Consider the following 12581-nt stretch of genomic DNA (forward strand, 5'->3'; position numbering starts at 1 on the left):
TCGAGTTGCAGTGAGATAGACCCGGTCCGCCTAGTGTTAGTTGTGGCGGGCCTATCTTGCATAGATGTGGTCTTGATAATTAGTTGCTTGTTTCAAAAACATAGAATGATGTAGCGGGAGAGCCCTGTGGCCTACGATTATGATTTGTTTGTGATTGGTGCCGGTTCTGGTGGTGTTAGAGCGGCGCGTATAGCTGCGTCGTTGGGTGCTAAGGTCGGTATTGCGGAAAACCTCTACCTCGGGGGCACCTGCGTCAACGTCGGTTGTGTGCCGAAAAAATTGTTTGTCTACGCCTCTGAGTTTCGCGCTCAGCGCGAGGCGGCGCTGGCCTTTGGTTGGCAGCAGGCCGAGCCAGAATTTCAGTGGCCGACGCTGCGCGATAACACCCGCGCTGAAGTTGAGCGTTTAAATGGTATTTACGGGCGCTTGCTCGACGGCGCCGGTGTTAGCCTGCATTACGGCCTGGCGAGTTTTGTCGATGCTCACACCGTCGATGTCGCCGGTCAACAAATAACTGCGGAAAAAATCCTCATTGCTACGGGCGGCTGGCCCAGGCGCCCGAGTTTTCCCGGCGCCGAACACGTGCTGACTTCAAATGAAGTGTTTGGGCTCGATACCTTGCCCAAAAAGGTGTTGGTTCAGGGTGGGGGTTATATTGCGGTTGAATTTGCCGGAATATTTAATGGCCTCGGTGTGGATACGACGCTGGTCTATCGCAAGCAGCTTTTCCTGCGAGGTTTTGATACGGAAGTACGCGAATTTGTTGCCGAGCAGGTTCAGCAACAGGGTTTAACGCTGCGCTTTAACGACGATATTGCCTCGATAGATAAAAATGACGATGGTTCATTAGAGGTTAGTTTTGTTAGTGGGCGGCGCGAATGCTTTGATGCGGTGTTTTCAGCAATTGGCCGCTCGGCGAAAACTTCGGCCTTGAATTTAAGTGCCGCGGGTGTTGAGCTTGATGAGCGCGGCTTTATTCGGGTTGATGATACGTTTAAAACGAATGTCGATAGTATTTACGCTGTTGGTGATGTTATTGGCCGAGTTCAATTGACGCCTGTAGCGCTTGCCGAAGGCATGGCTCTGGCGAAGCACTGGTATGCTGGTGAAGCCTTGGCTGTTGATTACAGCAATATCGCTACGGCTGTCTTTTGCCAGCCAAATATTGCCACGGTCGGTTTAACTGAGGACGAGGCTAGAGCTCAGGGCCTGGACTTTGATGTCTACGCCAGTAATTTCAAGCCGCTCAAACATACTGTCAGCGGTTTGCAAGAGTGCATGTTGATGAAGCTACTGGTCGATAAGCAAAGTGATGCAATACTCGGTGCTCACGTGGTCGGAGAGGCCGCCGGTGAGATGATTCAAAGTGTCGCAGTCGCGATGAAGGCCGGGGCGAGCAAAGCGCACTTTGATCAGACCATTGGTATTCACCCAACAGCGGCAGAAGAACTGGTAACCATGCGCGAACCCAGGGCATAAGCTAATGCTGATCTTGCGTTTGTTTGAGCTTAGCGCCGGTGCTTTTTACCGGCTTGAGCCCGGCCTTAGGCTGGGCTCGGAAACTGGCCATCGATAAGAAAATCACATAGCGGGAAGCGCCACAGCTTGGTTTCGCCGAGCTGTTTAAATTTCACTTCACTGTTGTTGAGTTCGCATATCCAGCTGCTGGTGCCCGCCGGTTTTTTGCTGGTGAAGGGTGAGGGTGTGAACAGGCCCGCGCAGCGTCCGCGCTCTTTAGATCGCGCTGATATATAGGTAAACGCTTGTACTTCGCTGGCTCGCATTGCCGTGCCGAGCGCCTGGCTGCTGCTGTAGTCGCTGGGGTGGGCCAGGTCGGCCTCATGCTGCGAAAAGGGCTCAAGCTCAAGTGCGATGCCGCGTTTGGTGGCGATATTTACCGAAAACATGCTGTGCTCGCTGCGCACATTGGCGAGCTCGCCAAGGCCGCCTTGCATTGAAAACAAAAAAACAAATCGGTAATAGGCCGACTCACTAAGGCAGCTGCTTTGATCGCAGGCGGCATAAAATATAGAGCGCTCGTGCACTTGGCCAAAGCGCGAGCCCCACTGCAGCGGTGGGTAGCGAAAAGGTGTGCTCAACAAGTAGTGCAGCTGCTCGCAGCCATCAATCAGCGGCGGTTTATTTTGCTCGAGTAGTTGCTCAAGCAGGGCCTGCTCTTCGAGGTTGTCGACATAACCGAGTGTGGCAACTTGCTCCTGGCTCTCAACGAGGCGATATAGCTTGAGCTTGAGCTGGCGAAAATGTCGATCGCCGTTGCACTGTTGCCAGATGCTCTGAACTTGCTTTGAGTTCAAACCTTAGCCCTAATGGCATCAACAAAGCGCAGTACATTCACCAAGCCGCTAACGCTTTTTACCTGCTCGGCCGGTATGCCGCCAGTGAGTGTATTGGGCTGGCGCATAAAGTGCTGCATCAGTTTTTCGTCGCCGCCACAGAGGCCGTAGAGCGCCCTGGAGACGCGAATTAGCATCAGCGCTAGTTCGCCGGCCTTGGATTGCGGATCGAGGCTGGCGCCCTTAAGTTTGCTTATTGCGGTGCGGTGCATGCCCAGCGCTTGACCGAGCTCGGCCTGCTTTAAACCCAGTTGTGAAGAGGCTCGCAAAATAGCTTTGGCGAGCACAGCGGAGGCATCAGCAGAAAGATTGGCGTGTGCGTTCATAGTAGCCCCGAGAGTGATATTTGAACAATATACACCCGTTTTGTGTTATTTGCACTTTTTCTGCGCTGGCTTATATAAACGACTTTTAAGTTTTGCTTTTGGTGTGGCTCAGGGCTATTTTTTGCGTGCGGCAAATTGTGAGAGCAGCAAGTAACGATGAGCCGGATTGTTTTGGGGCTGAAATTGTCGATGGGCTAGCCCGGGTGAACTCATTTAAATAATTGGGGAAATTATTGAGCAAGGGGCAATAAAAAAAGGCCCGCAATTGCGGGCCTTTTTAGATGGCGGTGGAGCAGGGATTCGAACCCCGGGACCTGTTACAGTCAACGGTTTTCAAGACCGCCGCTTTCGACCACTCAGCCACTCCACCGGAAAGGCTGTGCATTATACTCACTGCCAGCACTCTGGCAAGTGCTTTTAGCACACTAAGTTGTTAAGCGTACAAAGCTTAAACAACTTAAGCGCGTTGGTTGCGCGGGTCGTTGGCCGGGCGCGGTAAACTGCGCGCATTTTGCTCAATTTGAGGTGTGTCGGCCGTGTTTAATGGCGCACTCAAATTGATCTCTACAACGACACTGCTGATGGCTGTATTGATCACCGGCTTGGGTTGTACTCGGGGATCATTCGCGGCGCGCACATTGTTGCCAGCCGAACTCGCTGCTTCCGGGTTGCCCGCATCTTGGCTTTGAGCTTCCGGGTTAAGCGGCGCCTCGGTTGTGGCTTCGTCTCTGGCCTCAGGCTCTGCAGCTTTGTCTTGTGCATCAGTGGGGCTTGTCTTGACCTCAGAGTGGCTCTCGACGTTCTCGACGTTCTCGACGTTGCCTGCAGTTGTGTTAGCAGGGCCCGCTTCAGCTGCTGAAGCTTGCTGAGTTTCGCTGCTTGCAGCTTGGGGCTCAGCATGAAGCTCGGCGCTGGGCTCGCGCACTTGTGCCTTTGTTTCACTGGCCGTTTCGGGCGCAGGGCGCTCAGCTTTGCGTTTAGGTGCGTGTTTTTGCTCCAGGCCCGCTTCGCTGCGCATGGTTTCGGCACTGTCTATGGCGTCAGTGACTTGCTGCTGCAGTGCTTGATTCTGCTTGGCCTTTTTGTTTTCAGCCTTGCTCGCTTTTGGCGTGTTGTTTTCGCCGCTATTTTTACTGCTGTCGAGTTTCTGCTCTACAGGCGCTTCAGTCTGGTTTTGTTCGGCAAGCTCAGGCTTGGGTCCGCGCTGGCGTTTTTTATTGCGCTCCTGGCGATTGCGGGGGCGGCGTTGAGGGCGATCGCCGCTTTCATCCGCGTCTTCGTTTTCACTTGGCCGTGTTTTGTTGCGATTGCGGCGATTCTGAGTTTTTTGCTCGTTGTCTGCCTTATCGTTTTTGCGTTTGCCCTGCTTGCTGTCTTTTTCACGTTCCGGGCGCTGCAGGTTATCGCTGACCTCATCACTGTCACGGCGACGATCATTGTTGCGGCGACGGTTGCGGTTGCGATTGTTGTTGCGGCCGCGTTGATTGCGATTGCGGCTGCGCGACTTACTGTGGGCTTTTTGTTTTTTCTTAGGTTTGGGCGCAAATATAGATAACAGGCTGGAAAGCATTGCCCAGAGGAAAAATGGCTTTTGCTCATCTTTGCTCTTGTTTTGTGCTGTTTTGCCGCTTGGCTTGTCTGCACTGGCTACCGGTGCGCGTGTGGGCACCTGTTGCACGGCTGCTTTAGGCATGGCCGCTGCTTTTTCACTGTCGTCGCTGACGGTCTCGGCGTCTTCTTTGCTCAGCTCAATCTCATAGCTCAGTTCCACGCTTTCAACGTCGTCGTCGCGCAGGCGTTGAACTTCAAAGTGCGGAGTTACCATGTCGTGATTGGGCAGGATGACCACGCGAATATTGTTGCGTTTTTCGATGCCGGACAGCGCTTCGCGCTTTTCATTTAACAAAAAGGTGGCGACGGCAACCGGCACAATGGCGCGAATCTCGGCGCTGCGATCCTTAAGAGCCTCCTCTTCGACAAGGCGCAAAATCGACAGAGCGATATTTTTGGTGCCGCGGATAATGCCCTGGCCAACACAGCGAGGGCAGACCTTCGAAGTCATCTCGTCGAGCGATGGGCGCAAGCGCTGGCGACTCATTTCGAGCAGGCCAAAACGGCTGATGCGGCCAATTTGAACGCGCGCTCTGTCCATGCCCAGCGCATCTTTCATGCGATTTTCTACTTCGCGCTGATTTTTGGCGCCCTGCATGTCGATAAAATCGATAACTACCAGGCCGCCCATGTCGCGCAGGCGCAACTGGCGAGCGATCTCGTCAGCTGCTTCAAGGTTGGTTTGCAGCGCCGTCTCTTCGATGTCGCCGCCTTTGGTGGCGCGCGAAGAGTTGATATCGATGCTGATCAACGCCTCTGTTACGTCGATAACAATGGCGCCGCCAGAAGGCAGTTTTACTTCGCGCTCAAAGGCGGTTTCTATTTGGCCTTCGATCTGGAAACGATTAAAAAGCGGGGTGCTCTCTTCGTAGTATTTAACCTTGCTGTGGTAGTGCGGCATAACCTGATGGATAAATGCCGAGGCCAGGTCAAAGGCTTCGCGGTTGTCGACGATAACTTCACCGATATCTGGGCGCAGGTAGTCGCGAATCGCGCGAATAATGACATTGCTTTCTTTGAATAAAAAGTGCGGAGCAGGCGAGCCGTCGCTCTCTTCTTTGATGGCTGTCCACAGCTGCTCGAGGTAGCTCAAATCCGCTTGCAGCTCTTCGGAGCTTCGGCCAACGCCGGCAGTGCGCACAATGACGCCCATGCCTTTGGGGACTTCAATGCCGCTGAGCGCATCTTTGAGCTCGGCGCGGTCGCTGCCGTCAATGCGGCGGCTGATACCACCTGCGCGCGGATTGTTTGGCATTAATACCAGGTAGCGGCCGGCGAGGCTAATGAAGGTGGTCAGGGCGGCGCCTTTGTTGCCGCGCTCTTCTTTGTCGACCTGAACAATAACTTCCTGGCCTTCTTTTACTACGTCCTTGATGCGAACGCGGCCATCGATGTTTTTAGGATCTTTTTGGAAATATTCGCGGGAGATTTCTTTTAGCGGGAGAAAACCGTGGCGCTCTGAGCCGTAGTCGACAAATGCCGCTTCGAGGCTTGGCTCAATACGGGTGATTTTGCCTTTATAAATATTGGCTTTTTTCTGCTCGCGCAGACGGTTTTCAATATCGAGGTCGTACAGCCATTGGCCATCGACCAGCGCGACCCGAATTTCTTCTGGTTGGGTCGCATTGATTAACATGCGTTTCATGTATCGCGTTACTCTTAAGTTGAGAGTTTTGCGACAAACACAGGCAATAGCGGCGCACAACAGGGCGCGCCGCGATCTTTTAAAAGGCGGGAATTAATCGCGTCTGGGTCTTAGTGCAAGCTGTAAAAGGGCTGCAAAGCAGCGCAAAGTGGGCGTGCCGACCAAGTCGTTGTAATTCTGCTGGTATTCTCAAGACCAGTTATTGTCCTTAAAGGCGATGTCTTTGTGCTCAACAACCAAGTGGCCAAATCTGTCGGGCCTGCCTGGTTTTCTATCAATGCGGTATGTGATCGTTGTCGATCAACTGCTGAGCCTTACCTGTTCGAGGTGCTTACCTCACTGTTCCCTGAGCCGTCAGTTTCGGTTGTCAGGGCGACATCAAGCCGTGCTTATCGCTAACTCGATTTATGTTTCCGGTTTGAGCTGGGTTTTAGTCTTGCAGCGTCGCCCCGAACATTTTTTCTGCCCACAAGCTATAGCCGGGGCTGTTGCGTCTCGTCTTCAGTCCTTTGCAATTGGCAAAGGGGCTGGAAAGCCAGTCGTAGACGCTCGCAGACTATAGCACTGTGCCTCTGTGCAAGCAAACGACTGTATAGCTGTTTGCTTGCCTTTGCTGGGTACTATGCGTATAAGGCGCAGATGTCAGCCAAATGTAACCAGGTGTTTATGAATACGCGCGTCAGAATGATTGAAATTGATGAGGGCAGTGATGCTCAGCGCCTCGATAATTTCTTAATGAAGACACTCAAGGGCGCGCCGAAGTCGCTGGTGTATCGCATTATTCGCAAAGGTGAGGTGCGCGTAAACAAGGGGCGGGCCAAGCCGGATACGCGCCTTTATATCGGCGATGTGGTCAGGGTGCCGCCGGTTAAGATCGACGATAGCTCGGTTCAACACAAGCCAGGTGCCGGCCTTTTACAACTGCTCGAGCACAGTACAGTTTATGAAAGCAATGAGCTGTTGATTGTCAATAAACCTTCGGGCCTGGCTGTTCACGGCGGCAGCGGGGTGAACTTGGGTTTGATTGAGGCGCTGCGGGCTCAAGCGCCCGATGGAGCCTACCTCGAGCTTGTGCACCGTTTGGATCGGGATACTTCCGGCTGCATTATGATTGCCAAGAAGCGGCGCATGCTCAAATATTTGCAAGATTTGTTGCGCGAGGCAGGCTCGATCCAGAAAACCTATTGGGCGCTGGTCGATGGGCGCTGGCCAAGGCGACTGACGATGGTAGATGCCGCGTTATATAAGCGCGAAGCGCGCGGCGGCGAGCGCTATGTCGAAGTGAATGGCCGTGAGGGCAAGGCCTCGAAAACACGCTTCCAGCTGCTTAAACACTATCGCGAGGCAAGCTTAGTTGAGGCAAAACCTCTGACAGGGCGCACCCATCAAATACGTGTTCACGCTAAGCACGCCGGTCACGCTTTGGTTGGCGACGACAAATACGGTGCCGAGTCGTTTAATCGCTTGATGCGCAACAAGGGCTTTAAGCGATTATTTTTGCATGCTAAAGCGCTGAGCTTGCCACTGCCAAATGGCGAGCGCCTGGAAGTCGAGGCCGAGCTGCCAGAAGAGCTTCACAAAGCTTTGCTAAAACTTGAGCCTTTAAGCTAGTTTGGCGCAAGCCCGATGTTCTTGTCGTCAAAAACACACCCGCTTTGCGCGTAGTATGAGGTAGTTATGCTCTTTATTTTTGACTGGGACGGAACACTTAGCGATTCGACCGACAAGATTGCCAGCTGCATGCAGGCTGCGGCCGAAGACAGTGGGCTCGATGTGCTTCACAGTGACGAGATAAAAAACATCATTGGTTTGGCCATGCCCGAGGCGCTGCAGTTACTTTACCCCGGTATTAGCCCATCTCAACAAGAAACGATGCGCCTCGCATACAGCCGTCACTACAGTGATGCAGACCGAGTTCCGTCGGCGTTTTTTCCTGGCGTGCTAAAAACGCTGGAGCAGTTGGCAGGCGAAGATTTTCGCCTTGCTGTGGCAACCGGCAAGAGCCGGCGCGGACTTGATCGTATTCTCGATGCGCTTGAGCTCAATGAATTTTTTCACCACAGTCGCTGTGCCGATGAAAGCGCTTCAAAACCGCATCCGCTGATGTTAGAGCAGCTTTTAGACGAGGCGGGCGTGACCGTTGCGGATGCAGTGATGGTCGGGGATACAGAGTGGGATATGCGCATGGCCGACAACTGCGGCATGAAAAAAATCGCCGTTAGTTTTGGTGCGCACAGCGTTGAGCGCTTAAAGGCGTGTAAGCCGGATATGTTGGTGGACGACTTTGAGCAAATTCTCGACTGGCAATTTAATTAAAATTAAAGCTGCAATATCACCAGGCTCTAGTTCGGGCTGCGTTCACGGCACAGTTTTAGCAGCTGCTTACCGAGCGCGTGGCTCGAAGCATATAAAATGCCGCGGTGATTTAAGTACGTCGACTCCCGGCGGTTTAAGTCCAGCGTCTGGCCGTGTATATCGCTGACCCAGGCCCCGGCTTCTCTGGCGATACAGGCGCTTGCGGCAAAGTCCCAGAGGCTGCCGCCGCCCGGATTCGCTTTTGGAAATTTAATATAAAAACTTAAGCTGTGCTCGAGAGTGGCGCAGGCATTCTTTACCGCGCCGTTGCCGTAAACCTCGTTAAGGCCGGTGCAGCCAAGTTCTTTGGCAAGCGAAGTAAGCTGGCGCTGCCAATGGTGGTAATGCTTGTCGTCTCGAAAGCTGCGATCGGCATAAAGTGTTAAGGCGGAGTCGTTAGTTAACGCTTTGTTTTGTAATGTTAGCTCGAGTGGGGCACTGAGTGGGCGCCGATTTTTGGAGGCGCCACCCCCGTCAATGGCAGAAAAGACCGTATCGCTAACCGGGTCGTAGACAACCCCGAGAACGGCTTCGCCCGTGCGTCTGACCAGCGCAATTGAAACGGCAAAACCGGCGTGGCCCTGAATAAACGGCAGGCTGCCATCGAGCGGGTCTATGCACCAGAAAAATTCACGATTAAAGCGGTGCGCCAGCTGCTCATTGTGGCGCTCACAAGCTTCTTCCGATAAAAGTGCGATATCTAATTGTCGGCAGCTTTTTAATAGGCTGTCGTTGATGATTTGTTCGCAGCGCCGGTCGACATCGCTAACCACTTGGGCGGCAAGGCTCGCCCCTGGGTTTTTATAATCGACCGTCAGCGTTGAGCGATCAACACGGGCGCAATATGCGCCTGCCTTTTTTGCGGCGCAAACGGCCACAGTGCAAAGCTCGCTCAGCTGTTCGAAACTGAATAGCGCTGTGTGGTCGGACATAAGGGCTCAGTGGTATTTGCCAAGTTGCTGCAATACCTGTTTGGTCAGCGTTTGGCTGTAAGTGTTTATTTTCCAGTGGCCTGGGCTCCAGCCCAGAAGAAAGCGCTGGAAGTCGGCCCAGGCGTACGCGTACAGTGCGCGCCACTCGCGATTTAAAGCCTGTCTATCAAGTGTGGGCTGGCTTGACTCGAGTGCCCGGTTGAGCGCTAAAAAATAATCATCGAGCAGGGCTTCGGCCAATTCTTCACACTCCTGTTCGTTTAAGCAGCTACCTAAAAAATAGGCGACGTCTTTTATGCCGCAGCCGCGGCCGACGTACTGGAAGTCTACAGCGGCAACACGAGTTTGGCTGTTTGTCTGTGCAGCGCCGCTAAAACAGAAGTTTGCGAGCTTGGCATCGCCGTGAACCAGGGTTTGAAAACGCGCAGAGCTCAGCTTTTTATCGATGGCTGCCGCGGCGTTTTTAAGCTGGGTGTCGGCGAGTGCCGCGAGCTCGTCTGGGCGCGTCTCAAGATGCCAATAACAGCCGATCGGCCATAGCTCCGGCGCAGATTGCTGCATGAAATTTGCGTGAAAGCTGGCTAGCCAATTTAAACAGGCGCGCAGCTCATCGACAGTCAGCTTATTCTTTACTTCGCTAAAACCGGCTAAGCGCAAATCGCTTAACAGCAGGTAGATCTCGTGTTCGTTTTGCAGCACGCCGAGGCACTCGGGCAGTGGGCTTTGCTCTGGGCAGTGTTTTGCATAGTGCTGGTACCAGTGGCACTCGACTTGGTACGAACGCCATTTGCGTTGATGTGCGCGTTTGCTGTTCCAGCCTCTCGGGTGGGCTATTTGCTCTGGCAGCTTGATATGTTTAACGATGATCGAATCAAATAAGCCATCATTCAAAAACACGCGCACAATCTCGCCGCAACCGCTCCACAGAGATTGCAGTTTTTCGCTGCCGACAATGGCGCTGGCACCGGTGGCCTTGCAGATCAATTCGCTGTTGAGCTCGCCCACGTATCAAACTTTTATTAAAGCTTTTTTTGCCAAAACAGTGCCTGACCGGCGCTGTCTGCTAATTCGTAAGCGCCAAAGCCGAGCTTGCGGTAGGCCGCCTGAGCGCGCTGGTTGTTGGCCAAAACTTCGAGCGTGAGTTTACAGCAGTTGCGCTGCGTGGCTATGGTGTCGAGTCTTTGGAAGATCTGTTCCAGTACTCCCCGGCCGCGATATTCGGGTTTGATATAGACATCGTGAACGTTGATGAGCGCCTGTGCGGCAAATGTTGAAAAGCCTTCAAATGCGTTAACAAGGCCCACGGCTTCGTCGCCGGCCCAGGCGATAAGACTGAGTGCATCGCTGCGCTCGGCCAATTTTTTACAAAGGCTCGCGCGAGTGTGTTCGGGCAGCGGTGAAGCGCCGCCCATCGGGTCGAGAGCATACTGTTCCAGCAGGGCAAGTAAAGCGCGGCTGTCGCTGCTGTTGTTATAGTCAACAATCTGAACGCTGATTTTAGTATCTAAAGTCATTGGTGAATTCTACTTGTTAGGCGCGGTTGTGGCGTTTGGCTTCGGGGCGTTTGGCAATAATGACGGCTCGCTTTGGTGCCGGCAGCCCCTCGACTGTTAGCGCGGGGTTATCGGCATCAAGAAAATCCCGCAGTGAGTGCGAGGGCATCCACTCGGTGCTGCGCTGCTCATCGAGGCTGGTCTGATTTAAGTCAACGCAGCGGGCAGCTTCGAAACCACACTTGCCTAACCATTGAATCAGGGTCGGCACGCTCGGTAAAAACCAGACGTTGCGCATCTGCGCATAGCGATCATCGGGTACTAGGCTGTAACCGAGCTCTCCGTCGACCACCAGGGTTTCCAGCACCAGCTCACCGCCGGGTCTGAGGCAGGCGCGCAGTTCTTTGAGGTGGTCCATCGGCGAGCTGCGATGGTAGAGCACCCCCATCGAAAACACCGTGTCAAAAAAATCCAAAGGCGCAGGCATTTGTTCGAGTGTCAGCGGGACGAGGTCGATGGCGCTGTCAGGGGCAAAGTGTTTGATCAGCGCAAACTGCAGCATAAAGCGCGCAGAAGGCTCGACGCCGAGCACCCACTGGGCTTGTTCACCGAGCATGCGCCAGCAGTGATAACCGCTGCCGCAACCGACATCCAGCACCTTGCGCCCGGCCAGCGGGCTTAAGTGGGGCAGTACCCGCTGCCATTTCCAGTCAGAGCGCCATTCGGTGTCGATGTGAGTGGCAAATACCTGAAATGGGCCTTTGCGCCACGGGATCAACTGCTTGAGTGCGGCATCGATCGCCGCCTGCTGCTCGGGGCGAATGCTCTGGCTGCTTAGGCTAACCTGGTCTTTGCAGTTGAGTACCGCATCGTCAATCACTGGCAGCTGCTTTAAGCTGCCAAGCAAGGTATCGAGATCGCCGTGGCGCTTGCAATTGAAGTTGGCATTAATCTGCGTTTCAAAAAAGTCGCGGAATTTGGCGAGGCGACTGTGTTCCAGGCGCTGATAAAATGAAGTGAAATCCAGCATGGCTTTGCTTAATTTTAAGTGGCTGTGTTTTAAGTAGCTGTTTTTTGTACTTGTGCTTAGCTAGTTGTTATTTAAACGCGATGATTGATGAAAAGTTAAAACACTGAAACCACAGATCGGCGCTGCGAAAACCGGCGTCGAGCAAGCGCTGCTTGTGGCAGGCAAAACTCTCGGGCAGTAAGACTTTTTCAATGGCTTCGCGCTTTTGGGCAATTTCCAGTTCGCTGTAACCATTGCTGCGCTTAAAGTTGTGATGCAGCTTGATCATTAATTCGTTGTGTTCGCTGTCGTCAAAGTGCAGCTTTTCGGACAGCAGCAATACACCGCCCGGTACCATCGCGGCGCTAATTTTCTTTAACAGCGCCAGGCGCTCAGCCGGTTCAATAAACTGCAAAGTAAAATTAAGCACACAGACCGACATGGGCTTAAATTCCTGCTTGAGTATGTCGCCGTGGATAAGCTCAACTGGGCACTCGCTGGCGTCGGCCGCGACTACCTGGCGGCAGCGCTCTATCATCGCGGCGCTGTTATCGATGCCAACGATGCTTACACCTTCGGCTAAAACGCGGTGACGCATTGCCAGCAGTGAAGCGCCAAGTGAGCAGCCCAGATCGTAACAGTGTGTTTGGGCCTGGGCGTAGCGTTCAACAATTTGTGCAAGGCCGGCCAAAATGGTGCTGTAACCGGGCACCGAGCGCTTGATCATATCCGGAAAGACATCGACAACCTGCTGGTCAAAGCGAAACTGCGGCACGTCATTTAGGGCGCTGGCATAAATGTTGTCTTTGCCGTGGTCCTTGCCATGGTTGTTGTCGCTGTGCATAAGGCTACCTGT

Annotated in this window: 11 protein-coding genes and 1 tRNA gene; 3 read left to right on the top strand and 9 right to left on the bottom strand. The window is 53.5% G+C overall.

What is annotated here, in order from left to right; translation table 11 throughout:
* The first annotated feature begins 126 nt into the window (after nt 1-126).
* Entirely contained in the window at nt 127-1479 is a 1353-nt protein-coding gene (gorA, locus tag CFK45_RS11115; protein WP_096086511.1) for a glutathione-disulfide reductase, read from the top strand.
* A 65-nt stretch (nt 1480-1544) separates the two neighbouring features.
* On the opposite strand, the gene CFK45_RS11120 is transcribed toward gorA, so the two are convergent.
* The 4 genes from CFK45_RS11120 to rne form a co-directional block, all read right to left on the bottom strand.
* Nucleotides 1545-2315 carry an RES family NAD+ phosphorylase gene (locus CFK45_RS11120; protein ID WP_096086512.1) on the bottom strand — a complete coding sequence of 257 codons (771 nt, stop codon included), beginning with the start codon at nt 2313-2315 and terminating at the stop codon, nt 1545-1547.
* On the bottom strand, nt 2312-2680 hold the full coding sequence (locus CFK45_RS11125) for an MbcA/ParS/Xre antitoxin family protein (RefSeq protein WP_096086513.1): 369 nt from the start codon (nt 2678-2680) through the stop codon (nt 2312-2314). The genes CFK45_RS11120 and CFK45_RS11125 overlap by 4 nt, the downstream gene beginning before the upstream one ends.
* 282 nt (nt 2681-2962) lie before the next feature.
* Nucleotides 2963-3050 (bottom strand) — tRNA-Ser (locus CFK45_RS11130).
* A gap of 87 nt (nt 3051-3137) precedes the next feature.
* The gene (gene rne, locus CFK45_RS11135) at nt 3138-5936 is read right to left on the bottom strand and encodes a ribonuclease E (protein ID WP_096086514.1); all 2799 of its coding nucleotides are present in this window, start codon (nt 5934-5936) and stop codon (nt 3138-3140) included.
* A 666-nt stretch (nt 5937-6602) separates the two neighbouring features.
* On the opposite strand from rne, the gene CFK45_RS11140 reads away from it, so the two are divergent.
* Both CFK45_RS11140 and CFK45_RS11145 read left to right on the top strand, forming a co-directional pair.
* Nucleotides 6603-7547: an RluA family pseudouridine synthase gene (locus CFK45_RS11140; RefSeq protein ID WP_096086515.1), complete on the top strand. Its 945-nt coding sequence runs from the start codon at nt 6603-6605 to the stop codon at nt 7545-7547.
* A gap of 66 nt (nt 7548-7613) precedes the next feature.
* Entirely contained in the window at nt 7614-8252 is a 639-nt protein-coding gene (locus CFK45_RS11145) for an HAD-IA family hydrolase (protein ID WP_096086516.1), read from the top strand.
* A 26-nt stretch (nt 8253-8278) separates the two neighbouring features.
* Here the strand turns inward: CFK45_RS11145 and CFK45_RS11150 are convergent, their stop codons facing one another.
* The 5 genes from CFK45_RS11150 to cmoA all read right to left on the bottom strand — a co-directional run bounded on the left by CFK45_RS11150 (nt 8279) and on the right by cmoA (nt 12569).
* Nucleotides 8279-9223, bottom strand: a complete 945-nt coding sequence (locus tag CFK45_RS11150) for a 3'(2'),5'-bisphosphate nucleotidase CysQ family protein (RefSeq protein ID WP_096086517.1) — start codon at nt 9221-9223, stop codon at nt 8279-8281.
* A gap of 6 nt (nt 9224-9229) precedes the next feature.
* Entirely contained in the window at nt 9230-10228 is a 999-nt protein-coding gene (locus tag CFK45_RS11155; RefSeq protein ID WP_096086518.1) for a phosphotransferase, read from the bottom strand.
* Between the two features lie 14 nt (nt 10229-10242).
* Nucleotides 10243-10737, bottom strand: coding sequence for a GNAT family N-acetyltransferase (locus CFK45_RS11160; RefSeq protein WP_096086519.1), 495 nt, complete (start codon nt 10735-10737; stop codon nt 10243-10245).
* Between the two features lie 16 nt (nt 10738-10753).
* Complete coding sequence (cmoB, locus tag CFK45_RS11165; protein WP_096086520.1) at nt 10754-11746, bottom strand: tRNA 5-methoxyuridine(34)/uridine 5-oxyacetic acid(34) synthase CmoB; 993 nt, start codon at nt 11744-11746, stop codon at nt 10754-10756.
* A gap of 67 nt (nt 11747-11813) precedes the next feature.
* The gene (gene cmoA, locus CFK45_RS11170; RefSeq protein ID WP_096086521.1) at nt 11814-12569 is read right to left on the bottom strand and encodes a carboxy-S-adenosyl-L-methionine synthase CmoA; all 756 of its coding nucleotides are present in this window, start codon (nt 12567-12569) and stop codon (nt 11814-11816) included.
* Nucleotides 12570-12581: the final 12 nt, after the last annotated feature.

The organism is Agaribacterium haliotis, from assembly GCF_002312815.1.
Lineage (GTDB): Bacteria > Pseudomonadota > Gammaproteobacteria > Pseudomonadales > Cellvibrionaceae > Agaribacterium > Agaribacterium haliotis.

Excerpts from the sequence above, each read along its gene's own strand:
- cmoB (WP_096086520.1), bottom strand. The coding sequence starts at position 11,746 with ATGCTGGATTTCACTTCATTTTATCAGCGCCTGGAACACAGTCGCCTC.
- CFK45_RS11125 (WP_096086513.1), bottom strand. The coding sequence starts at position 2,680 with ATGAACGCACACGCCAATCTTTCTGCTGATGCCTCCGCTGTGCTCGCC.
- rne (WP_096086514.1), bottom strand. The coding sequence starts at position 5,936 with ATGAAACGCATGTTAATCAATGCGACCCAACCAGAAGAAATTCGGGTC.
- CFK45_RS11150 (WP_096086517.1), bottom strand. The coding sequence starts at position 9,223 with ATGTCCGACCACACAGCGCTATTCAGTTTCGAACAGCTGAGCGAGCTT.
- cmoA (WP_096086521.1), bottom strand. The coding sequence starts at position 12,569 with ATGCACAGCGACAACAACCATGGCAAGGACCACGGCAAAGACAACATT.
- CFK45_RS11140 (WP_096086515.1), top strand. The coding sequence starts at position 6,603 with ATGAATACGCGCGTCAGAATGATTGAAATTGATGAGGGCAGTGATGCT.
- CFK45_RS11145 (WP_096086516.1), top strand. The coding sequence starts at position 7,614 with ATGCTCTTTATTTTTGACTGGGACGGAACACTTAGCGATTCGACCGAC.
- CFK45_RS11160 (WP_096086519.1), bottom strand. The coding sequence starts at position 10,737 with ATGACTTTAGATACTAAAATCAGCGTTCAGATTGTTGACTATAACAAC.